Here is a 25,014-nt window from a genome sequence, read left to right as displayed (position 1 = left end):
AGGTGTTTGATGTTTTTTACATAAGTACTAAATGATGCTACTTACTCTTCTTTTGGGAAGTCTTTTTACCTTTGCTCTGCTTTTCCGCTTCGATAAGCTGCTCATAACGTGCCAGTAAATGCGCCAAACGCTCTTCGGTATTGGCAAATCCTTGCGGACGATACAGCTTGTCCACCGCATCATCAAGCCTGCTATGGGCTTGCTTTAAGTCGTCAGGCATCTTCTCTGGATCGTATAGCTCTGCGAGAGTCATGCCAGCATTACTAGCGCGAGCGAGTAAGATTTCTTCCGCAAGATTTTCAATATTCTTTTTCTGTTCGTCAGTTACATCAGGAAATGGGAAGGTGTTGTAGACGATAGTTCCAGAGTATCTGTAATCGCTTTTTAGACGACCAGCAACTAAGCGCATCCAGTCATTATGAATAATCGAAGTTAATATCCCAAAATCATATAAAGAACTATTAGTTATAATCTGAACTAAATTTGTAGCTATTTTTTGCTCATCTATAAAGCCTATAGGTACGTATCTTCTACGCTCTGAACTTACACTAGGTATTAAAATAGCTTGATTTGGGTTTTTTGTTTCTCTAAATAGGTGAGGCCTTTCTGCTAGCTTATTTGCGCTTTCATCATCACAATCTAAACGGTATTCCCGTACTTTTTCTACTCTTTCTTTAATCAAAGGAATAGAGTTTATTTCATTTTGTTCTATATCCTTTAACCATAAACACCATCTATCTTTGCCATTTAGATATTCATCAGAGCCAACGACTTTTCTTAACCATTGACTTGCTTCAGGATTTTTGAGAATCAACTCATTTTTTTCTTCACTATTTAATAATAAATTTCCATCGTCATAAGGCATATTGCCTTTAGAGATTGGAGGAACAGAGCATAGTGGCTTACTACGTCTAGAAATCGCTATATTACCTCCCTCAAATAAATAAGGAGTGATGTTTTTAACTGTTTTTTTACTAGTATTGCGCTTAATGTTTATGTAGATATCTTTGCTTTCATTATTGTTTGTTGAGAGCCCTATGATAACTACATGAACATTTGCATTATCTTTCGCATTATTTTTCCAAATGAATGTTTGGTAAGCAAATTTAATTGTAATACCTAAATCGAATATATATGGAAAGAGCATTGCTACCTGTTCACCTTGAACTACTGAATTTGTAGCAACGAATGCAAGTTTAGCGGAACTGTTTTTAATATAGTCAGCACCACGCCAAAACCAAGAGGTGACATAATCTAAGGTTTTATACTTCTTAAAACCTTTAAAGACAATAGCCATATCTTGATTCATACTTTCAGGTCTTTTTACATTTCCTTTAAAGGGTGGATTACCAATAATATAAATCTCATCAGTACCATTATTTAGACAGACCTCATTCCAGTCAACACGTAAGCTATTACCATGAATGATATGCCCACTGTCTTTAAGCGGTAGCATAGGGGTTGATGCGCCTAGCTCTTGCTCGAATAGCACATTCATTTGATGTTCAGCGAGCCAGAGTGACAAACGCGCTATTTGACTGGCAAAGTCGTCATACTCGATACCGTACAAATTATCTAAGCTGACCACACTATCAAAGCCTAGACCTAATAGATTGTCTTTAGAGCCTAGTAAATCGCGTTGTGCCTTTAATACATCAATCTCTAGTTTGCGTAACTCTTTATAAGCGATGATTAAAAAGTTGCCCGAACCGCAATATCCGTAACATAGTATAGTGGTGACATCAGTTTAGCCTATTAATCATATAGGTCTAACAGAATAAGTGTGTGTCACTACGTAAGACAATAAAGTGGTGACATATAGCATTTTTTGTCACCACTCTACAATAAAGGGGTTCTATGATGTGGTTTGAGCGTCTAGGACAAACTATATCTATATAATCAATCTTCTATAGTTTTGATATAGAATCACTTCGTTTGAGGTACTATTAACCCCAAGTTTTCTTGTATCAAAATTACTTAGATTTTCTTATAGTGAGTCAATTATGGTTTTGAGTTGAGGGGTAGTGACTCCATTATCACAAAATTTATGAAACATGTCTTTGTAGTCAGGATTTACGATATACTCTTCTTGGTTCAATTTAGAAGCTGTATTGATCAATATAATGTTGTTAGAAAGCATGTTTTTCACCTCATTTCCACCACGTTTTGATTTTACTTCAACGGTTTTCTTAGGCATAAATCGCCCATTCTTTATGAATAACCTTATAAACTTGGCTAGCCTTTCTTCTTTTTTTATACTACTATTTTCTAAAGAGCTCTCAATCAAATCTAAGACATCTGAGGTCTTGCCTAACTTTATAATTTGATTGGAAAAATGGTATGGTTTAATTTGAGAGCCAGCATGATCTGAGTGGTCAATATTTATAGTGCCTGTATTAAAAAGTGTATGCTCATTAAAATTACAGCTAACAAATCCTGGGTAATTGTCTATATAGCAATTATCTATAGTAAGATTTGAGAAGTCAAATAGTGGCTTAGGTGAGGCCTGCATATTTTTTATATTGCAAAGTGATATATTCTCTAATTTATTTTTATCAGAATTAGAGAATATTTCAAGAAGAGCATCGTTTAAATGTTGTGTATTTTCGAGTTTTTGCTTTGATTTTAGTATTCCTAAATATAAAATAAATAAGCTTGAAATATATATTTCGTAGTTGCTGTTTTTAGATTGAACAATATCTTCAATATTCTGTAAAACGAAAAAATGTATATCAGATATATCTAGGTCAGATAGTCTCGATCCTATGTCTAAGGAAAAGTAGTTTAAATAACTAACCTTTGAAAGAAGTAGTAATAAAATACTTTCTTCTAAAATATCTCCACTGTAAAATCGTTGTGAGATTGATATTTTCAGAAAAAAATCTCTTAAGAAGTCATATCTTATTCCTATGCTATCTTTACTATTAAAATTAATAAATGGATGAGCAAGTAATAAAGATACAGTTTTATTGTCAGGATTTTCAATAATATTATTAACTATTAATATAAATTCAGACTTACTAATTACTTGCTTTTTTTCACTTATCTTACATAGAATGTTAACTTGATTAATAAGACTTATATTGAGTTTTTTGACTTCACGTTTACATACGGCATGCACTAAATAATCTAGCATACTACTTCTTATAAAACATAATTCAGAAGATTCCTGATCTTCTATATCGAAAATATTTGATATAGAATCTTTGTTTATATCTGACTTAACTAGCTCGCTAATCGTATCTAACATAAACGGGCTATAGTAGCTCTCATTTGACCGCAATAATAAATTTTCAACTATACTCATGGATTTTTTTTGAAGCTTATTTTCATTCTTAAAACAACTTTCAAAAAACTTCTCCGCTTGAGATTGATTAAATGGTTTTATAACAATTTTCTCTATATCAAACTCCGATGGAATAAGATAAGAGGCTTCCTCCCAAATAGAGTCTCTACAAGTAATTATTATTTTAGTTCTAGCTAGATTAAAACAATAATCGTCAAATATATTTTTTAAGAAATATTGTAGCTGGAACTTTATACTTATCCCAGAAATTATTTCATCTAGTCCATCTAATACTATTATAAAGCTACCATTATCTATAGAGAGCTTGAATAGTTCTTCAGTAAAGTAGTTTGAGTCTGAGGAATCAGCTTTGTATAAATCATAAATTGTAGATACTCTATCCGATTTTAATTGATCTAGTAAAAACGATGAGTCGAGGAACAGCACATAATGCTCATTTATATACTTAAATTCTTTTAATGTTTTATTAAGGAAGTTTCTAGCAATTGTTGTTTTTCCTACTCCACCTGCTCCTGTTAGTACAACTACTGGATTATTCTCCATTTCAAACCATTTTTTTAGTACATGGGAAGCTAAAATATCATTATTTTCATCATCTATACTTGCAGAATAATTTTCAATAAAATTTTTAGTGTTTGGGAAGTCTTCAGTAAAAGCAAATGGTTCAAGATATTTTTTATATAGATGCTCTCTACCAAAATCATCTATGAAGTCTATATTAACTTCGCGACTATATATTGATTTAATACGATTTCGTACGTAATCCATACGTGTTTTTGGAGAAGTACCATTAGGCTTATCAATTAATAATACTAAACTTCCCTGGTTTTGATTAATCGTTTGAAATTCTTTAAATAGCTCTTCAATAGAGTTTTTTAAATTGGTGCTACCAATATATGAGAAATAAGTTTTTTCTCCATTTATCTTATTTATTAATTCATATAATTCATAATATTTTTTCGAGTCTTTTCCTTCTATAGGAAAATTGTCTGAAATCCTAAAAGTATCGTTTTTTTCTAAATATGATATTACTGTATTTTTTATAGTTTTATTCTGGTTGGGTTGTAAAGGTAAAAATTGGGTAGAAAATGCCTCTTCCATCTTTTTTTCTATTTTTTTTATTTGTAGCAAACTCATAACATCTACATTATCATTTTTATTTGATAAGTTTCCATTATTTCCTCTACAAAGAACTGTGTTTGCCTTGTAATCAGTACTTTGAGTCTGTATGTCGTTTTTCAAGAAATGTAACTTAAATGGCTGATTAATCTCAAAATGTATTATATTAGCCCCATTAGCCAGTCGTAGATAAAACTTAAAATCAATATTCTCAAAATCTGATATAAATTTGGATAACTTAGAATTTATACCCCTCTCTAATTTTTTAAAACTAGATTCATCTAGATCAAAATCATTAAACTTCTTATCATTCTCGTCGTATCCTATAATTAGATGTCTTTTTTTCCCAAACGAATCCAAATTTGAATTTACTAGTGCAAGAAAGTCTTTGATGAATTCTCCCCAGTTTCTTGTTATATCAAACCTTTCTCCATCATTCCTTTCTAAACTCCAATACCATTCACTTTTGAATTCTATATGACCGCATTCTTCTTGATTGCATATTTCTGCTATCTTCATGAAAAAAATCCTATGTTTAGATTACGATTTCAAAAAATATTTAAATGCACTGATTTAACGATATTTTCTTTTAGTTTAAAATGCAAACTATATCATTTTAATTTTTTATCTAGACTACTTTATTTTTCTTAAAATTCTGAGCTTGTTCAAATATCTCTTTATAGACCTCTTTTGAGTCCACAGGTGGATAGCCCCATTCATCAAGCAATATCATCAAATCAAACTGTAGTTCTGCTTTAATATCATCGCGCTTATTCCAGTCGGTGTATCTCGCCTTATCATCTATGAGCTTTTTCACCTCTTTTGACAGCTCAATCAGCTTGTCTTCGGGATAGGTAAAGTCGTATTTATGCGCCAGTGACAGCAGGATGTCGTAAAACGCCTTTTCTTCAAAGTCGATACCCATCTCACCAAACGATGCCATCTCTTCGCGCAGCTCGTGATAGAGCTTTATGATTTCATCAGAGAAATCGCCAATGACTTCAGCACGTAGTAAGTCCTGCTCGTCACGGTCGTTATACTTCTCAACCAAGGCATTCATCTTCTTACTGAAATCGACGCCCTTAACCTTATTGGTCTTTTTCAGCTCACCAATGGCTTTAGCGAGTAGCTGTTGTAGTAGCTCTAACTTGGTATTGGGCTGTTTAATCACCTCAAGCTTGGCTAGGTAGTCTTCATCGAAGATATCAATCTCACCGTCGGTGTTATCACCAAGCTTAAAGATTTCTTCAACGCCATCACTCAGCAGCGCGTCTTTTACCAGGTCACGTACCTTTTGGTTCATCTGTTCGACGTCAGGTGCGCCACCAGTGGTTATTTTAAAGATGATAGTACGAATGGCTAGGTAGTAATGGATCTTGTCCTTGTGCGCTTTTGTGAGCTCACTGCTACCGACGCAAATATCATAGGCAGACTTCAAACGCTTGGCCAAATCCATAAAACGCTTTTCTAACTTCTTGGATTGCAGCGCAAAGTCAGCAGCCGCATTTAAGCAATTAAGTTGCTGCAGTGGTGTGCCATTAAAGTACAGGCTAGAGTCAAACTTATGGTAAACCGTATCCAATAGATTCAAATGGTCTTTCACCACCACCACTGACTTTTGGATGTCTTCTAGGTTTTGAATCTGACCGCCAGTGTAATGTGAGAGCGCCAAGTTCATCTGTTTTTTGATGCCGATATAATCAACCACTAAGCCGCTTTCTTTACCTTCAAACTTACGGTTGACCCGTGAGATGGTTTGAATCAGGCTATGCTTTTGCAAAGGTTTATCAATGTAGATGGTATCGAGAAAAGGTACGTCAAAGCCTGTGAGCCACATATCGACAACGATGGCGATTTTAAAGTTAGATTTGCCATTTTTAAACTGACGGTCGAGCTCTTTACGATAGTCTTTATTACCAAGATTATCCCACATGCCTTTTGCGTCATCCTTGTTACGAGTCATGATCATCTTGACGCGCTCCATCGGTTTAACTTTTTTCTTATCGCTTTCAGATAAGGTTGAACCTTCTTCGCACGCTCGTACCTCATCCCACTCAGGACGCAGCTCTATGATGTCTTTGTACAGCTGATAGGCAGCTTCACGGCTGCTACAGACAAACATCGCCTTGCCTTTTTGTGTGGTGCCCTCAGCGACGCGTGATTCATAATGCTTAACGAAATCTTCTGCGATGGCTCTAATGCGGTCAGGGTCACCAAGAATGGTGGACATGCTCGCCATGGCTTTTTTGCTTTTCTCAATCTGATATTCATTGGTGCCAGCGTCGGCGCTCTCCGTATAGTACTTCTCTACTTCATCAAGCTGCTTGCTATCGAGTAGCACTTTGGCGGCGCGACCCTCATAGACAATACGCACGGTGATCTCATCAAATACCGACTCAACCATGGTGTAGCTGTCAACGACGGGACCGAAGACATCAAGGGTGGCATCAATCGGCGTGCCTGTGAAGCCAACGTAAGTGGCATTGGGTAATGAGTCATGTAGGTACTTAGCGAAGCCGTAGGTCTTTTTAACACCATCTTCAGTAACGGTGATTTTTTGCTGGAGATTGATTTGGCTACGGTGCGCTTCATCAGAGATACAGATGACGTTGGTACGCTCTGTCAGTAAGGCTAAGTCTTCGGTAAACTTGTGAATGGTGGTTAGGAACACACCGCCACTCTTACGTCCTTTGAGCTCTTCTCGTAGCTCAGCACGACTCTCGACACTGATGATATTGTCATCGCCGATATAGGTCTTGGCATTGGTAAAGGTTTTGGATAACTGATCATCCAAATCGGTGCGGTCAGTGATTAAGATAATGGTTGGACTACCAAGCGCCGCGTCTTTCATTAGCAGACGGGCTAGAAACAGCATGGTAAAGCTTTTACCACAGCCAGTCGCGCCAAAGTACGTACCACCCTTGCCGTCACGTAAGCCATTATTGTTAATTAAATTGCCATGACTGTCGAGCTGCTTCATGTGCTGCTTGATATTGTCGTATAGCTTGGTGGCGGCATAATACTGCGGATAGCGACAAACGATTTTTGCATCAAAGCTTGATTTGTCAGGTACGTAAATAAAATTACGGATAACATCGAGCAAACGCGTTTTATCAAATAAACCGCTCATCATGGTCAATAAGGAATGAATGCCGTCTTTCTCTAACTTCTCATCGCCTGTGACTTTGCGCCAAGAGTAGTAGAATTCATAAGGCGCAAAGAATGAGCCCATCTTTGAGTTGACCCCATCGCTAATCACGCATAGGGCGTTGTATTTAAACAGCTCTGGGATATCGCGCTTATAACGGGTGGTCAGCTGGGTGTAGGCATCAAACATGGTGGCATCTTCACGGATGCTGCTCTTAAATTCAAACACCACCAGTGGTAAGCCATTGATATAGAGAATGCCATCAGGTATACGCAGCTCAAAGCCTTGTATCTCCATCTGATTGACGATGCGAAAGCGATTGTTATCGAGTGCTTCATAATCAATCAGCTGGATGTATAAATCTTTTTGGGTATAGTCTTCACGCTTGAGGGTGAAGCCATCAGCAACAAGCTTCATGATGGCTTTATTGGTATCGTAAAGGTCGGAGGCAGGAAGGTATTCAAGCTTATGAATGATGGACTCAATCTCGTACTCTGTGATCAAGTCAGCTTTATAACGGGTGGCTAGAAAGTGTCGAAGATCAGACTTAATCAGCACATCGTCAGGATTGCGGTCGAGTGCTTCACCAATCGTATGTGGATAGCCTTCAGCTGCTAGTAACTCGATAATGGCTTGTTCAAGTCTGTCTTCGGTGAATTTCAACTATAAGTCCTTTTTTAGGTAAATAGAGCATGTTTCAATAACATTAGTAATCTCTGAAGGCAATGTGAACCCTACAAAGCTGCAAAGCTGGATGTCGTTTCATAAACTTTTTTTACTGGATTGAACTTCATAACGAAGCTTTTATTGATAAAGTCAGGAAGTTCAGGATCATCAGGAGGCACACCCTTATAAGTCAACATAATGGGATAGTAAGCAGCGTTTTCAGGTATTACTTTAACAACCCCTTCATAGTCGTAATATAAAGGCGAGTCTTCTTCTTGATAGCCACTATTATCTGCACCCGCATCACCTAACATATAAGTATTGATGAAATCATTTTCAGGTAATTGCAGTACCGCCCACCCACCTGTTGTTTGACCTTGAAGCATGTAGTCACTTATAAATATACTACCTACCAGATTTTTACCTAAAGGCTGTAAAGTATCTTTAATGTCATTGTTTCGAAGATTCATCAATCCCCAGTGTTCATAGAAAACTACGCTCTCTGATGTTCTGCTTACTAATTGAAACTGTCCATTGCTAAGCTTTTTAAAACTAAATAAGTCAGCTGTGGAGCCACAAGGAAAGCAGTATTCTGATGATTCATCATTGACGATTACCTTTTCAATAGTCACTAAATAACGTGGTTCACCTTTTGCGTTGTCATAAAACTCTATAGGGTGCATTAAAGCGACTAGTCTTACTCCATTCGTATCAACCTGACCCAAACCGATGTTTGGCATCGAATCAATGTATTCATCACTGACGGACGTAGGTCTCATCTGACCGCTATAAAACTCGCGCATGACTTCTTTAAAGCTTAGGTCTGTAATTTTGACCTGAGCTATTTGACTGGCAGAGAAAGCAGGAGCGGCAGCCATTGCAGGAATCGCGGATAAAGTGCCCAAGCTGAGCGCCAAACTAAGTAAAAGCTTCTTCATCTTGAACTCCATTAATGACTACATTTTTGGGATAAACGTTTACTGTCAAAAGCTATACAGCTTCATCTACAAGTGCGTTAGCGTCTGGTATGCGTAGCTCGCCCGACATTAACTTGGGTAAAAGGGTGTCACGGATTTTGGCGAGCGTCTCATTATGGTTACTGTTCTCACCAATTTTTTTCAGAAAACAATATGCTAAATCATCAAATTTTTCTAGAACTTCTGATGGCGGTATAATGCACTCTAAATCTGCAACTACGCTAGGATTAATAGCTGGATAAGCACCACCATCTGCAATATGTGCAAAATAATCAATCACTATACTTTGAGTTAGTCCAAGATAAATATAAGTTCGATTTATAGACTCTATGGGTTTCATCACTGCAAAACCTGTACTACCTGTTAAACCTTCATTATGAATAAAGGCGAATGATCTATTACCAGGTCGAACCGTTCCTATGATGGTATCATCGGTTGATAATACTCGTTTAGCTCTGCTAGGTGCTTCAGAGGATGAATAAGAAACAACCAGATCTATTTTTCCATTATTTGTATTACCTAAATCCACGTATGAAATCTCTTCAGGCATACTTTTTTTACTCCAAGACAGTGGGTTTAGTTCTGCCAAATCTGAATATTTCCCAACTGCCCAACCCCTCGGAATCCAACCCATCTCTTCCGTAAACTCAAACTCATCAGGGAATAATTTTTGAATATCTGCGTTGTCTTTTCTTTCAATCGTTTTACGCTGCTCAGCACGTTCAGCGAAATCATCAGGTATAGCATTACCAGCCGCGAACGCATTATCAATCACCGGATCAAAATCCACAAACCAACTCTTAAACAACGCCTGCGCCATCGCCTCTAGCGTTTCGTTCATGTGGCGATTTAGCTCGATTTTGTCATCCAAAGAACCAAGAATATGGGCAATGGCTTTTTGTTCTGTGAGTGGCGGAAGAGACACCTCTATAAAATTAAAGGTATCTCTAGTGATTGTGTCAAACACAGCACCATGAGTAATACGTTGGATATTAGAAATGGAATGCTTTAATAAGTAATATAAAAAGTCATTTAATGTGTACTCAGTTTTTGCATCAATCCCATAGCATGATTGATTAAATGCCATCGTTTTTGAAACTTGAGCAAGCTCACCAACCGTTCCACGAGCCGATATAATAATCTGCCCTCGTTCGAGTAACTTAGTACTACTTTTTTCCAAACCTAGTTTCGTAATAGTTTCGTCAGACTTCTCTACATGCCTATACTCATTATTAAAATCCTTCACTGATAACCAAGGAATATCGCCTCCCCAGTACTCTGCAATACTTCTTTTCGGCGTGCCACCACCAATTAGATTTATAACTTCTGATAGTTTAAAATCAGCCCAATCATTCACCATAACCCAGCACCTCCAAGTTCTGACGAATAGTCGCGTCTAGCTTTTGTGACTCTTGCATTTGCGCATATAGCGTATGGCTTAACTCTAGCATCTTAGTCTCAAACGGGATGCCGTCATCTTCGATAGCAGCAGCACCAACATAACGCCCAGGAGTGAGTACATAATCATTGGCTTTAATGTCATCAAGTGTGGCTGACTTACAGTAACCTGCTTCGTCTGCATAAGCTTCATAACCGCCTGCTTCCGCCTCACCGCGCCATGCATGATAAGTCTTAGCAATCGCCTCGATATCATCAGTAGTAAATTCTTTATGCGTACGATCAACCATACTACCGATAGCACGCGCATCAATGAATAAAGTTTCGCCGCTACGATTACGCAGCCCTTTTGCTTTACTATCAGCGGAGGTGGCGGCTTTGTCCTTACTGATGAACCATAAGCACACAGGAATCTGCGTGGTATAAAACAGCTGACCCGGTAGCGCAATCATACAATCCACCAAATCATTTTCGATAATCTGCTGACGTATCTCACCCTCACCACTTGTCGTAGTGGACATCGAGCCATTTGCCAGTACGAAACCCGCAGTCCCATGCTCAGACAATTTAGATATCATGTGCAATATCCATGCATAGTTGGCATTGCCTGTAGGCGGTGTCGGATACCCTGCCCAACGTGGATCATCCACTAGCTCATCAGACGCCCGCCAATCCTTCTGGTTGAAGGGTGGGTTTGCCATGATAAAGTCAGCTTTGAGATCTTCGTGCTGATCTTTAAAGAAGGTATCGGCAGCCACATCACCCAAGTTGCTAGAGATACCGCGAATGGCAAGGTTCATCTTAGCCAGTTTGTAGGTCGTGCTGGTGTACTCTTGCCCATAGATAGACACGTCCTTGGTATTGCCGTGGTGACTTTCGATGAACTTAATAGACTGGACGAACATACCGCCTGAGCCACAGCACGGATCATAGATTTTGCCTTGATACGGCTCTAGCATCTCTGCAATCAGATTGACCACCGACTTGGGCGTATAGAACTCACCGCCGCCTTTGCCTTCAGTCGCGGCAAACTTACCCAAGAAATATTCGTACACGCGCCCGACGGTGTCTTCTTCTGGATTACCAATAGTGTCGATGTTATTGATCACATCAATCAAGGCAGCAAGCTTACTAGCCGTTAAGCCTAGACGCGAGAAGTAGTTATCAGGCAATGCGCCCTTCAATGATTGGTTGGTCTTCTCAATCGTACTAAGTGCCGTATCGATTTTAAGCGCGATGTCTTCTTGCTTGGCATTCTGCTGAATGAAGCTCCAACGACTCTCTTCTGGCAAATAGAAGACGTTATCTTTGGTATAGGCTTGCACCATATCGATATGCTTTTCATAGCCCGTATCGATAAGCTTCTGTCTTTGCTGTTCAAAAGTATCGCTGATAAATTTTAAGAAAATCAGGCTAAGGACGATGTGCTTATATTCTGATGATTCGACGCTACCGCGTAACTTGTTGGCAGCATCCCAAAGGGCTTCTTCAAATCGACCATCTTTTATATTTTCATTCTTATTTGCAGGTGTTTTAGCCATGTTTCTTTATTCTCGACTGTTAGTGTTTTTCATTGTGTATAGTAGGATAGGGTAGTTTGCTGTAAGGAGATACATATATAAGTAATGCAGCTATTGTAGCCTTGAGACATCAATTGCTGGTAAGCGGGCTTTCAATCGTTCATTTTCCAACGTTAAATCAACAATTTCACGCTGAGTCTCTACTAACATTGATAGGGCTTTATCTCTTTGTTCTTGTAACGAAGTGACTTGCTCCCTTAACGCTCTATTCTTTGATCTCTGAGCAAGCATCATTTGTCTTGAGGACTTCTGGACAGGATCTTCCTTGTGGTCTTCTATCCATTTTTGAATTTGCTGAGATAGCTCAGGATATCGAGAACTCCTTAAGGCCGATGGATTCACACCTGCTTCTTTAGCAACGTTGTTCTGGCTTACAAGAGTTCCTTTAGGTAAGATTTCTGGCTTATTAGATTTTAAGCGTTCAAATGCTTCTAAGAACCTTATTTCCGCCTTACTGACTACTTTTTCTTTGGCTTTCGGTTTAGCTTCTATGAATGACATGAATAGCTCGCTCCGCTGATTCTAGTTGGGCTTGTAGAGACTCGTGTAATGGTGTTCCAATTTCAACAATATTTATTTGGCTACTCAGCACATCTTTTAGCTGATTGATCATGGGTAACTTTTCTTTATCTATCAATGCAGATTTACATGGCTTTTCATTACCAAAACCCATACAAGAGCTAATATTGCTTATTCCGCCTAAAGGACAGGGTGGTCCTAAATTGGCACAACCACCAAGGAACGTCTCACGGTAGCTTACCTTGCCAGTTTTGGCAGCAGCTAAAAGCTGCTTATGATCTTTTTCTGATATCTCAGACAAGAGCTGTTCTTTTCGTTTCTCAGTATGTGGAGAGATGTAATGGTCAGCTTGTAGCTCTTTAAGATCTCTGACTATAGATTCGTACATTTCACGTAAATAAAAACTACGAGCTTCATCATTTAATGGTTCTTTTAACTTATAATAATTTTGGTGGTGTATCAAAAAGTATGCTGAAGAAATAAAGGAGGGGTGACAGCCGAAGCAAGATGATATATTTGAGGTTATGAAGACACAAATAGATATCATATGCCCCGACTGTCACAGTCCTAGTTTAAAGAAGAATGGCATAAAAAGCTATGGTAAGCAGAACTACCAATGTAAGGACTGCAAACGTCAATTCATTGGCGACCATGCTTTAACCTACCAAGGCTGCCATTCGCAAATAGAAGACAAGATACGGCTAATGACGGTTCATGGTTGCGGCGTCAGAGACATAGCCGTTATAGCCTCTATTAGCATTGGTAAAGTCCTTAGCACCATAGGCTCATCGGTCTATAAGATTACACCTAAAAAGCGCTACTATGAACGCTTAGAGGTTGATGAGTTTTGGACTTACGTGTATCGCAAGAAGCGTAAAGTTTGGCTTATTTATGCTTATGACCGTGATACTAATGAGATTGTCGCTTATGTCTGGGGCAAACGTGACCTGAAAACAGCTAAGAAGTTAAGAGCACGTTTAAAGCAACTCAAAGTAAGCTACGGTTCTATTAGCATGGATAACTGGGATAGCTTTATAACCGCATTCAAGCCTGACAAGAAACAAATTGGCAAACAGCATACCGTAGGTATAGAAGGTAATAATTGCCGTTTGAGACACCGATTGCGACGAGCGGTTCGAAAGACCTGTTGCTTCTCAAAAAAGTTTGATAACCACTTTAAGGTGTTTGATTTGGTGTTCTTTTATGTCAATTATGGCTATGTCTGATGCCAGCATACTTTTTAAAACACCACCATAATTTTGACCGTAATACTGGCTCATAGCTCGACTAGCATGCTTTAGCTGGTACTGTACTGAGAACTCTGAAACAAGCCCACTTGCAAGCATATTGACGGCTCCTGTACGCCTTAACTGATGCCATGCTAAAGGCCAGACTTTACCAACCGAATATTTTTCTGGATCTAAGCCACTTGTAAGTCTATTAGCCATTTCTAGATCTTTTTCGGTTATCCTCAGTTCATTTTCATCGAACAGCTTAGGCCATAGCTTAAGAGATTCAATATATCTACGTGGGGTTTTGAATAGATTTTTACTTTGCGATGCATTTTTCGATATCCACGGTTCGTGTGACGTACACTGTAAAACAGGGTTATCAATAAACTCTTTAGGTAAATTCGCATAGGGGTTTTCTTGAGCAGCTAGCATTCTCAAAGATGCAATACTAACCATAGCATCAATCGCTATTTTCACACTTGGAGAAACTATCCAACGAGCATGGCTATCTTCGAGAGTCTTAGTGGTAGCTCCTCTTATTAAATAAATCTCAGTCCCCAGTGGGTCTACTTCGACTTCAAAACAGTCAGCTCTCAGCCTATTACATTCTTCGACACGCATTAAGGAGAAGTTCAGTGTATAAGCTAACCCTACAAAGCTAATCAAGCTCATATAACTTGAAAGCGTTCCAATGCCAAATACCTCGTCAGCATTACCCCATTTTTTTAGTAGAGTATCTATTTCAAAAGTCTTAGCTGTATTAGCAAAGCTTCCATAGAAAATCTGACCTGACGGTCTTTTACCAATATACCTAGCAGAATTGAAAGGTGATTTCTCTAATAGCCCATTGAATGCATGTGAAAGCTTGCCACCAGCGTTATTAGCGTAAGCTTCCAAGCAAAATTTATAACATTCTTCTATCTTGTCTTTATGCGCTATGAAATCATCTAAGCACTCTTTTAATCTCTTTACCTGATAATGCCATAATCTAGTAGGAATATATGCTGTTTGAATTTTATCGCGTTTAACTACTGCACTGACAAAAATACTCATACCCTTTTCATCGAGAATATTAAATCCAATTTCTTTTGATATGAACATAAGGTCATTCAGGTAAGTAATTAAATGTTTTTCTTTAATCGTAGGATTAGAGGCTATTTCTTTAATTATGTCTGGAAAGTCAGACAGCTGAGAGGCACTGATGTTATGTTGTGAGCAAATTACAAATATGGGCTTTATTGTTGCAAACTTAGAAACTAGAGATCTTGGGTTAGTTACTGCTGCATAACCCCAAAGCCACCAAGCGACAATTTGTCGTAATAAATTGGCATTATCTTGACTAAGTTTATGACCTTGCCCCTGTCCATCACCAAAGTAAATCTTTAAATTGCTACCCTGCCAAACTGAAAAATCCCATCGAGCATCACCATACCGTGAAATGACACTACCATCTGTGTCAACAACAACAGGAAAATTAGAGGAAGGAGGCCAGCAATTAGGACGGAAGTTAGGTGAATCTGCTTCAATAAATGAAGAAGCAATTTGCAACCCTGGAAGGTTTGATATATTCATACCATAACCTCCAACAGTCTTATATAGCCATCCCAAGCAGGATGGTAATTACCTGAGCGAATTGAGTTTTGAGCATCTTCCACCCATGTATTTCGGATCTCACCACCATCAGAAATGGCTTTGAGCTTTGATGTAATTCTATCCATTACAAGGTTACCTGGATGGATGTGATTATGTTCAGATGGTTTATAGAGATTAGTTTCAAGTCTTTTGAGTTGTAAGTGTGATGCTAGCTTCCAACAATATTCTGAACTCATCACATCTCTATGTTTCTCACAAAACAGGCAGCCTTCAGGACTTATACAGTCAGGCTTAGGTGCATTTTCTGGGAAATTAACTACTTGCTTAGGTTGATGTGAATCTACGCACAGTCCTGGACCAGGTGCTAATTGAGCGGGGTCTATCAAGTTATGAAACTCTATAATCTCACTTGATGCTCTTTGATGATGAGGACGCATATAGTCTTTAAGCAACACTTCTGTTGTATGACCCATTTGCTCTGCTGTGAGATTTAAGTCATTCGTTTGCCTTAATAACCAGTTAATACGTGTATTGCGTAATTGAGTAGGGTTAATAAATAGAAGGTTATGATTTTTGAGTAAGTTCTTGAGAGTGCTGATGCTTACCTTAGATGTTTTGGTGCGAATCATGCCTCTGCTTATCATTGGGAATAGCCTTTCATCGTTTTGACTTAACTCTGTCTCATCCAGCCAATCTAAGTATTTCTGTAGGTGGTCACGGTACGCTTTATAACAGCGAAAAATGGCTTCACCTTCTCTGCGACCCTTATAGACTCGGAAAACTTCATAGTCCTCTCCATCAGACTGCCATCTGTAAGTGCTTTTACTTAAAGCTACTGCTTGAGATAGGTTCATTCCAGTTTGCGCTATGAGTATCAGTAACTCTGATTCAATTCGGAGGTTTAAGATTGATGATCTTTTATGAGTTTCTAAAAGGCTGATGTTCTCCGCTAATGGTTGTCGCGCAATAATAGCTCTTTTCTTTGAACCGCTATTTTCTATTGTTGTAACATCTAAGTAAGGATCAATTAAGTTGCCAGCGACCGTTAAGGATTTATTTTCATTGAGTAAGATTTCTATAGGTAAACTGCCGCGCACAGTTTTAATGTCTAAATGATTACAAATAGCAGTTAATGTATGTCCAAACTCAAAAGTGTCTGCTAAATTCTGTTTATCAGCTTTTGTGCTCAAAACCTTAGTGGGTTTTTTTGGTCTTTTGAGCCTCGTTGTAAGCATAAGACTGTGCCCAGGCTTAGCACCTGGTAGGTCTAAAGCTTTAGCGATTAAATTTGCTATTGTTGAGGCTCGTTTATATGCCGTCATTTGAGCGATATCTTTATTAACCTTAACTCTATTTAGTAAATGCTCAGTCCAAGCTTTAAAGGTAGGTATGATAGCCTTCTCTGTAGAAGGCATATCAGTAATATCTATCCAACTATAGAATGACCATATACGTTCTAAATATGTACGCAGAGTTTGTTGAGAACTTCCTTTACTAACATAAGATTTTAAAACCTCATGCAACCTTATAATGAAAGGCAGCCTGTCTTGAACTATATCTCTAAATTTACCATCACTGATAGCTTGGATTGCTACATCGCGTCTAACACTTGTAGCTCCCTTATATAACAAGACTTGCAAATTCCAAGGTGTTTCATGGGTACCTAAAGCCAAACCTTTCACGGTAAGATCTAATTCAGACATTTTTATGGCTCTCTATTAATCCCATAAAAGCTTGGGTAAATGCATCAGATACTTCTTTCATTGCTTTGTTGTTTTCAATGAACTTAATATACTTCATAGTCGTGATTTCATCCTTATGGAGACAGGCCTCTCTGACGAACTGAATAGACTCACTAACGGGCATGAATTTTAGAGCTAATTTCATCAGCTCGGTAGCATACGTGGCACGAGTTCTATGAAAATGAAAACCTCTTAATACCTTTACACCACAATCCTTTCCTATACTGCGAAAACGAGACATCTCAACATTTACTGCCCGACTATTATCACCGCTATATGTATTGCCATATCTAGTTAAGAAAAGAACATCCTGATCTTTATAAGACGCTAGAGCTTGACGCTTTAAACGCCTCGTACTCATAGCGTAATCTAACAGAGTATCAACCAACTCTTTTGGTATTGGAACTGAACCTGTTACATCAAATTTTGTTGCTACTGGTGGTCTAGCACCAGGTCCTACAGATAGCGTCTTTAACCCAACATTTGGGATAAGAGTGGCATTTTGAAGGGTAGACACTTTTAAGTCAGTAATTGAGCCAAGTCGCAAACCTGTGAAAAAACCTATTCTTAACATCAAGGCAAATTCCTCAGAAGCACGTTCATCAGCTAAGGTCAGAATCTCTTTCATGCCTAAAGCTGATACAGGTAATAGCCCATCTTCAAGATTAATAGACCCTGCTACTTTGCGGTTCGGAATAGCTAGATCTGTACTTGATACACGTAAAGTGTGTTCCAGTCCAAATCCGTTCGTAATCTTGATTCCTACAAATCTATCTTGCCACATCGGCCAATCTGGTGAAATAAGACCCTTCTCTTTGACCCATTTATAATATCGGATGACTGAGGACATTCTTTGAGATGTAGTACTAGGGGCTAGCTCACCTAAGTTTCTAGCTTGTATCAGTGCGCCTCTAAATCGAATTAGGCATCGCTCATTCTCTCTCTCAGGAAAATGCCACCAATCAATTGACTCAGCCTCTAGCCATTTTGCATAAGCCAGTAGGTGAGACATATTAGATATGACAGTCTTGATATTACGCTTAGAAGAAGTTGCCTGTTCTAAAGCCCATAAGTTCGCTTCTGCCCAAGTTGAGTTATCTTCCCAAACTATTTGAGGCAGTCTATCGATACTTTTAATCTTGAGTTCATTCCAGGATATAGAATTATTCTTGACTTGAATTGAGCGAGGTTGGTAATTGATAAATTCTAGGCTAGCCACTTTTATTTCCTTAATACCAGATCATCATTAGAAGTAATGTACTAATAATCAAATAATGATATCTATGTATTAAGTCATCATTATGTCACTAGATTATCATGTATGATGTGTTATTAAAAGTACCTATGTAACGTTTACCTGCGGCCGGGTCAAATACTTTGATTTGGCTTATACGGGTAAGTAAGGCATCTAAGCGCTCGGCTTTATTGTTTTTATGGCGATTGTCATGACTCAGCGCTATGGCCGTGTCTAGCTCTGCACGTAGCTCGTCTAAAAATAGCGGCTGAATGACCTTCATGATATTGCTAACACTGGTGTAATGCTGTCCTAAGCTGCCACGTTGCTCAGGGTCGATCACTGCTTGGAACATGGAGCCAAAAATATCTGGGTTAATCTCGGCCCAGCTCAAACGTGCGCACTCTAGCAAGATACGGCGGGTACGTGCATCAAACTCAGGAATGGCGAACTGATATTCAAATAAGCTGCCGTTCACATAGGGGAATGCACTTAGATGAGTGGGCTTGGCTTGACGCTCGGTGCTAGACTCAGGTAAGTCTAAAACCTCAAACAGCTCATACAAGACGCCATCGACGTCACTGCCATCTATATTGGTGGTTCTATCAATCACGTCATAGAACTGGTCTGCTTTAAAAATACCCGTATCTTCGGCATAAAAACAGAATAGCAGCCGCGTTAAAAATATATTGAGAGCATGTAAGTCATCAGCAGTATTAAACTCGTTGAGCTTACGGATATGGTCAAACAAGCGTCCCATCTTTTCAGAGGCTTGAACATCTGCGGGGTGCTCTGAGTACTCACGTGCACGCTCTAGGCCGGCAAGTGGCAATAAGAAATGATAGTTTTTATAAAGATCGGTAAAGTCGCAGTCAAGCGTCTCATCATATTTAGTATCGTTAATCAGTACGGTGTTGAAGTCCGTTACCATCACCATACGGATTTTGTGCTGGTTGATGATTGGGCTGTTCATGACATCTTTTAAGGCTTTAGCAAGGTCTTGACCCGCATCTACAGGCTTGAAGTAGATACGATGCTTATTGGCAACCTCGCCAGCCTCAGGATTGGCGGCGACGTTAAAACGACCGTCATTCTTTTTAAGTGAGGTTATCGTAGATTTTGAGACATCTAGCAGCGTTAGAAAATCGTATATAAAGTCGTCTTTTTTATTCTTATCAATGACTTTGATGGTTAATTTTTCTAAATCTTCAAAAAACTGAGTTTGGTTAAATGCCATGGTTGTCTCTGTAGATGAATTACGGGTGTAAATAAGCAGGCTAATGTGCAATTATAGCGCTATCTTATCGTATTTGAAGGCTTAAGTGTTCTGAAAAATAGGGGGTATATAGTATTTTATTGCTTATGTAGTCGATACGCTACAAGCTTATTAACAAGGGTTAATGATGATAGTTGGTACTAAGTTTCAGGGTGATTCTACTCGTATTGCAAAGATTCAGCATGATTGCTATGGAGAAGCATTGCGTGTCATATTTAATTTTTCTGTTCAAAAACATCGTGAAGCTGAAAGGGTAGTTGCTGTTCGCACTGAACTGAGCGACTTACGTGATGAACCTAGTAGTTTTAATGATCATAGGCCTCTGCAGTGGCTTCATGACCGTATGGCAGCCGCGTTCCGTATGGAGTATTGTCTTAATGCAGATTTATTCACTTATGTGATACCCGATCCTCATACACCCGCAGAAATTACTACTTTTTGGTTTGACTTTCTAAGAAGAGAGCTGGCGAAAGTATTTGCTAATCATTTAGAGCTACCTAGATTGATACTTACCGCTGCTGCCTATCCTAATCCTAATCCCAAGGGATCAGATGCAGAGGACGAGATTTATAGATTAACCAAGATTCTATATCCTGAATTAGAATAGATAAGTGTTTATCCATTAAAATCATATACTAACTTTTAGTTCATATTTATTAGTTTTATAAACTATTTTTTCATCTTTAGTCTAGGGCTAGCGTGTCTTCAATTGGATAAGCTATAAGTAATAGCTCTGCACACGACAAAAAAATCATCCCCACCCGATTTTCATAGGTTTAGGGGTTAAAAAGCTAACTAACCCCAGTTCGGGATAAGGGCTCAAAAAAAGATAAAAAAAGAAGTCCAAAATTGCTAAAGTAAGTTTACCAAGACCACTTAAGCAAAAAGGACTTCTTACATGGACAACCTAACCGAACTCTACTGCCATATTGACGACTTTTATCAGCAATTCAAACCTGAGTTTGACGCTCATTTAATCGCAACGGGACACCAAAGGTTAAGAGCATGCCAGATAAGTGTAGCAGAGATTATGACCATCTTGGTACTGTTTTATCAACTGCGGTATCGACAGTTTAAGGCGTTTTACTACCATCACATGCTTGGCATGATGAAACGGGCGTTTCCAAATCTGCCGAGCTACTCGCGATTGAGCTATGCTGAAAAAACCGTAGAGATAAACTTGGTAAACTAAGCGTATTAATCGGAGTTTATCATGACCAAGAAAGTAAGAACCTACAGTGACGAATTTAAAGCCGAGGCCGTCAAGAAGATATCAGACAATAATGGCAATATCTCAGCCACTGCAAAGCAGCTTGGCATTGCCATGCAAACGCTATCAAATTGGCATAACAAAGCCAATCAAGGCAAGCTTGTCGGCACAGAGCAATACGATCCTGATCTTATGAGTGCTCTTCAAGAAATAAAGCAGCTCAAGCGGCAGCTCAAAGTGGCTGAAGAGGAACGCGAAATACTAAAAAAGGCGACGGCGTACTTCGCGAGAAACAGTTAGTCAGGTACGCCTTTATCAAAGACAACCAGTTCCTCTTTCGCATCACCACTATGTGCCGTGTGTTAAGGGTTAAGCCATCAAGCTATTACGACTGGCTAAGTCGTGATCTCAGCGACCAACAGATACATCGCAACCAGTCTGAATTACTGGTTAAAGCGGCTCACAATGAAACGAAAGAACGTTATGGCGCAGATCGACTGCATGCTCATCTAAGCGAGCAAGGCCATAACATTAGCCTATACATGGTAAGAAGCATCAAAGAGGAACACGGCATTAAATGTCGTCGTCATAAGCGCTTTAAAGTCACCACTGACTCTAATCATCACAAACTGGTCTATCCAAACGTGCTCGATCAGAAGTTTGACACCAGTCGCCCTAACCAAGCATGGGTAAGCGATATTACTTATATCTGGACACATGAGGGCTGGTTGTATTTAGCGGGAGTCAAAGACTTATATACCAAAGAGCTGGTCGGCTATGCGATCAACAAACGCATGACCGCAGATTTGGTCTGTCGCGCATTGAACATGGCCATCAGGAATAAACGTCCAAACAAAGGGCTAATCGTTCACTCTGACAGAGGCAGCCAGTATTGCAGCCATGCCTACCACAAGATCGTTAAGCAGCATCAGTTTACAGGTTCAATGAGCGCTAAAGGTAATTGCTTCGACAAACCCCCATATCAACAACATCACCTAAGAAAATTAGACTTCATAATCTAGCCTTATACACTATATGAATAATAGCATTCAGAGCCTTTCGACTTATCAAAATAAAATAGACCTATAGTAGGTCTACATATTATTAATATTTTGAACACTAGGATATTGAGGTGTATGCTACTTAGCAATCAATAATCCTACAGTAACTTCAAAACAATACTCATCTTTGTTAGTGATATTGACCGTACCTTTATGAGCATTAGCAATAGCCTGAACGATAGATAAACCCAAACCTGATCCTGAATGGTGCTGGCTAGTTTTATCATGACGATAAAAGCGCTCAAACAATCGATCTGCTTCGCTTTGGTTTAGAGGTTTTTCTAGAAGGTTAGTAAAAGTTATCTCTAGCCAAGATTGCTTCGCGGTTTGAGTGTTACTTTGATCGTCTTCAAGCATCTTATAATTATTAACGGAAGTATTTGGAGTGTTGACAGTGGCTGATATTGTGACGACGCTATTACTAGCGGCGTAGTAGATCGCGTTTGATAGCAGATTAGCAAATAGCCTTTGTAATAAACCTTCATCGCCTAATACTGCCTTAAAATCTCCTAATTTTACAAAAGTTATTTTACGATCCTCGGCAATCATTTCAAAGTAATCTAACAGCTTATTGATTAGGACCTCAGTATCTACAGTAGTCACTTGCGAATCACTCAGTCCTTTTTGGGTTTTTGCTAGCAGTAGCATGTTGTTAATCATCGCCGATAATTGCTCTAAGGTGTCATGTTGCTGATGTAATTGTTCGACATATTCCTCTTCCTCTCTAGGCTTATTTAACATGACTTGCGTTTGCGTAATCAGCGTCGCTATTGGCGTGCGTAGCTCATGCGCGATATTGTCTGAAAATCGCGACAACGACTCAAAATTGCTTTCAAGCTTAGCCATCATCGAGTTATAGGATTCTGCTAAAGGTCTTAGCTCTAATGGCATATCACTAACTATTACTCTTTCGCTCAATCTTTCAGGATGAATACCTTTCATCCTTTGCACGATAGTGGATAAAGGGGCAAAACCCCAATACACGCTTAAGGCTGCTATTGAAACCAACAGTAGTGTGATGGCAAATAGGATCAGACTAAGTTGACGGTTAAACTGTAATAAATACTGATGATGCACGTCAATGGGTAAGGCGATAAGGGCAAGCATGTCATCGTCTCCAATAACCATAGCTCGATAACGTCTGTCTTTAATATTTATTACAAACTGTCTGTCATCATGATTTTGCTGTAATGATAATAGGTTAAAGTCGGCACTTAATTCATTAGCAAAGTTTTTGGGAGTACTAGATAGCAATCGCCCCTCTTTATCAGCAATGATAGTTTTTAGATCGTAATCTAGCGCTGATGAATGCAGGTGATCATCATTTTCTGTGGCTATTGTAGGAAGTAGATTTGAAGAAGCTTTCGAGCTTAGCGGTTGTTGAGTGTTTGATGGACTTTGAGGCTTAGGTAGTGTCTGAGAGGCTATTTGGTTATCCGCCTCTGTTACGCGCTTACGTAGATTAAAGGCTGCGTGGGTAATGATTTCAGCATCCATTTGCTCAAAATGGCCTTTAACAGAGTGCTGTACCCAGATATAGATTATCAACTGCGATAAAACGACAAATATCGTCAATAAAAACACAGTTCGCCATAGTAAGGGTAAGCGTCGATTGTCCAATCTATTTATCATATTGGCTATCTTCCGTTTCGCTGGCAGCTTTATTACTAGCTGAAACGTCGACAGCATCTAATCGGTAGCCCATGGCACGCACAGTATGAATTAGCTTGGTATCAAACTCATCGTCTATTTTTATACGCAGACGTCTTATTGCCACATCAATCACATTAGTATCGTTATCAAAGTTCATATCCCATACTTGTGAAGCAATGATTGAGCGTGGTAATACTTCACCGCGGCGCTCTAATAGAAACTGTAATAGGGAGAACTCTTTTGCGGTTAGTTTAATGGGCGTGTCTCCTCTATGTACAGTGCGCTTGGCAATGTCCATTTTGAGATCCGCTATTTGCATGAGCGTACTTTTATAGTCGGCTTGATTGGCGCGTCGTAATAAGCTTTTTATCCTGACTATTAACTCTGCAAAGGCAAAAGGTTTGGTCAGATAATCATCACCGCCAATCTCAATCCCCTTGATTTTGTCATCTAAATCATCTTTTGCGGTTAGAAATAACACTGGCGTATGCTTGCCAGCCGCTCGGTAATTACGTACTAGCTCAAAACCGCTAACATCAGGCAGCATAACATCCATGAGTATCACGCTAAACTCTTCAGTCATCATAGCATGGTAGCCATCTAAACCTGTCAGCTGATGATCAACAATGAAGCCTGCTTCACTTAAGCCTTTTTTTACATATTCGCCGAGTTTTAATTCATCTTCTACTAGTAGTACTTTCATAGTAATCCTTCAATATAATTATGATTTTATAATACCCAAATCAATATAAATGACAAAACGGACTGGTATCTGACAAAGATGTCATGCGCTCGTCATCAAATGGTCAGTCTTCGTTTGTTAATCTATACCTATAGTACATAGCGGCTCATTCTTGATACGAGTAGCTACTATGAATTATTACTACAGGTAATTAGTTTCAATATTTAATAATTTATTAAGGATGTTATATGAAAAGCTATCGTTCATTCAAAAAAGTGGTGCTGCTATCCGCTTCGATGCTTATCGGTATATCAGCAGCTAATGCGCATACTACCAATCTAAGCACTTCAATTATCGATAATTGCGATAACTTAACTACGTTTGCCAGAAATCTAGATCACAATAACGCGCAGATGTCTGATGCTCAAATGAAAAGCTATGTTGATGCACGAGTCGCTTGCCAAGTTCAGCATCAAGATCAACATCTGCAGTCTGAAAAGTATTTTATAAAAAAATATGGTAGCGATCGTGATAGAAATGCTGATGCCATACTAAATGAATACGTGCAGCATTAAAATATAAAAGTAGCAAGATGACAATATTGTCATCTTGCTGTC

17 protein-coding genes and 2 pseudogenes are annotated in these 25,014 nt (G+C 38.9%); 5 read left to right on the top strand and 14 right to left on the bottom strand.

The window, feature by feature from the left end:
• Positions 1–37: 37 nt before the first annotated feature.
• From ACR63N_RS10165 to ACR63N_RS10130, 8 genes are all read right to left on the bottom strand, one after another.
• Complete coding sequence (locus ACR63N_RS10165) at positions 38–1,660, bottom strand: class I SAM-dependent DNA methyltransferase (RefSeq protein WP_472782736.1); 1,623 nt, start codon at positions 1,658–1,660, stop codon at positions 38–40.
• Positions 1,661–1,987: 327 nt separating this feature from the next.
• Entirely contained in the window at positions 1,988–4,945 is a 2,958-nt protein-coding gene (locus ACR63N_RS10160) for an NACHT domain-containing protein (protein ID WP_472781960.1), read from the bottom strand.
• 109 nt (positions 4,946–5,054) lie between these two features.
• Positions 5,055–8,237, bottom strand: coding sequence for a type I restriction endonuclease subunit R (locus ACR63N_RS10155; protein WP_472781959.1), 3,183 nt, complete (start codon positions 8,235–8,237; stop codon positions 5,055–5,057).
• A gap of 71 nt (positions 8,238–8,308) precedes the next feature.
• Positions 8,309–9,178: a hypothetical protein gene (locus ACR63N_RS10150; protein ID WP_472781958.1), complete on the bottom strand. Its 870-nt coding sequence runs from the start codon at positions 9,176–9,178 to the stop codon at positions 8,309–8,311.
• A gap of 52 nt (positions 9,179–9,230) precedes the next feature.
• Positions 9,231–10,577 (bottom strand): restriction endonuclease subunit S, encoded by a 1,347-nt coding sequence (locus ACR63N_RS10145; protein WP_472781957.1) that lies wholly within the window; start codon positions 10,575–10,577, stop codon positions 9,231–9,233.
• A complete protein-coding gene (locus tag ACR63N_RS10140; protein ID WP_472781956.1) occupies positions 10,567–12,156 on the bottom strand; it encodes a class I SAM-dependent DNA methyltransferase in 1,590 nt (529 codons plus the stop codon). The genes ACR63N_RS10145 and ACR63N_RS10140 overlap by 11 nt, the downstream gene beginning before the upstream one ends.
• A 90-nt stretch (positions 12,157–12,246) precedes the next feature.
• Positions 12,247–12,696 (bottom strand): hypothetical protein, encoded by a 450-nt coding sequence (locus ACR63N_RS10135; protein WP_472781955.1) that lies wholly within the window; start codon positions 12,694–12,696, stop codon positions 12,247–12,249.
• Positions 12,677–13,177, bottom strand: coding sequence for a hypothetical protein (locus tag ACR63N_RS10130; RefSeq protein WP_472781954.1), 501 nt, complete (start codon positions 13,175–13,177; stop codon positions 12,677–12,679). The genes ACR63N_RS10135 and ACR63N_RS10130 overlap by 20 nt, the downstream gene beginning before the upstream one ends.
• A gap of 61 nt (positions 13,178–13,238) precedes the next feature.
• Between ACR63N_RS10130 and ACR63N_RS10125 the strand changes: the two genes are divergently transcribed.
• Entirely contained in the window at positions 13,239–13,940 is a 702-nt protein-coding gene (locus ACR63N_RS10125) for an IS1 family transposase (RefSeq protein ID WP_472781953.1), read from the top strand.
• Here ACR63N_RS10125 and ACR63N_RS10120 read toward each other — a convergent pair.
• The 4 genes from ACR63N_RS10120 to ACR63N_RS10105 all read right to left on the bottom strand — a co-directional run bounded on the left by ACR63N_RS10120 (position 13,869) and on the right by ACR63N_RS10105 (position 19,752).
• Positions 13,869–15,518 (bottom strand): site-specific integrase, encoded by a 1,650-nt coding sequence (locus ACR63N_RS10120; protein ID WP_472781952.1) that lies wholly within the window; start codon positions 15,516–15,518, stop codon positions 13,869–13,871. The two genes, ACR63N_RS10125 and ACR63N_RS10120, sit on opposite strands and share 72 nt — an antisense overlap.
• Positions 15,515–17,242 (bottom strand): site-specific integrase, encoded by a 1,728-nt coding sequence (locus ACR63N_RS10115; protein ID WP_472781951.1) that lies wholly within the window; start codon positions 17,240–17,242, stop codon positions 15,515–15,517. Before ACR63N_RS10115 ends, ACR63N_RS10120 begins: the two co-directional genes overlap by 4 nt.
• Complete coding sequence (locus ACR63N_RS10110; protein WP_472781950.1) at positions 17,235–18,500, bottom strand: hypothetical protein; 1,266 nt, start codon at positions 18,498–18,500, stop codon at positions 17,235–17,237. Before ACR63N_RS10110 ends, ACR63N_RS10115 begins: the two co-directional genes overlap by 8 nt.
• Before the next feature lie 88 nt (positions 18,501–18,588).
• The gene (locus tag ACR63N_RS10105) at positions 18,589–19,752 is read right to left on the bottom strand and encodes a type IIL restriction-modification enzyme MmeI (RefSeq protein WP_472781949.1); all 1,164 of its coding nucleotides are present in this window, start codon (positions 19,750–19,752) and stop codon (positions 18,589–18,591) included.
• Between the two features lie 166 nt (positions 19,753–19,918).
• On the opposite strand from ACR63N_RS10105, the gene ACR63N_RS10100 reads away from it, so the two are divergent.
• The 3 genes and pseudogenes from ACR63N_RS10100 to ACR63N_RS10090 form a co-directional block, all read left to right on the top strand.
• The gene (locus ACR63N_RS10100) at positions 19,919–20,398 is read left to right on the top strand and encodes a hypothetical protein (RefSeq protein ID WP_201508718.1); all 480 of its coding nucleotides are present in this window, start codon (positions 19,919–19,921) and stop codon (positions 20,396–20,398) included.
• Positions 20,399–20,689: 291 nt separating this feature from the next.
• Positions 20,690–20,938: pseudogene (locus ACR63N_RS10095) on the top strand (IS982 family transposase); the annotation flags it as partial.
• A 66-nt stretch (positions 20,939–21,004) separates the two neighbouring features.
• Positions 21,005–21,987, top strand: a pseudogene (locus ACR63N_RS10090) (IS3 family transposase); the annotation flags it as partial.
• Between the two features lie 153 nt (positions 21,988–22,140).
• On the opposite strand, the gene ACR63N_RS10085 reads toward ACR63N_RS10090, so the two are convergent.
• A complete protein-coding gene (locus tag ACR63N_RS10085; protein WP_198336792.1) occupies positions 22,141–23,694 on the bottom strand; it encodes an ATP-binding protein in 1,554 nt (517 codons plus the stop codon).
• Entirely contained in the window at positions 23,684–24,418 is a 735-nt protein-coding gene (locus ACR63N_RS10080) for a heavy metal response regulator transcription factor (protein WP_198334105.1), read from the bottom strand. Before ACR63N_RS10080 ends, ACR63N_RS10085 begins: the two co-directional genes overlap by 11 nt.
• Before the next feature lie 227 nt (positions 24,419–24,645).
• Here ACR63N_RS10080 and ACR63N_RS10075 point away from each other — a divergent pair, with 227 nt between their 5' ends.
• Positions 24,646–24,972, top strand: a complete 327-nt coding sequence (locus tag ACR63N_RS10075) for a hypothetical protein (RefSeq protein WP_093068413.1) — start codon at positions 24,646–24,648, stop codon at positions 24,970–24,972.
• The last annotated feature ends 42 nt before the right edge of the window (positions 24,973–25,014 follow it).

Source organism: Psychrobacter sp. M4, from assembly GCF_055699795.1.
Note: the sequence above shows the minus strand (reverse complement) of the source record. Positions and strands in the feature narration are given on the sequence as shown.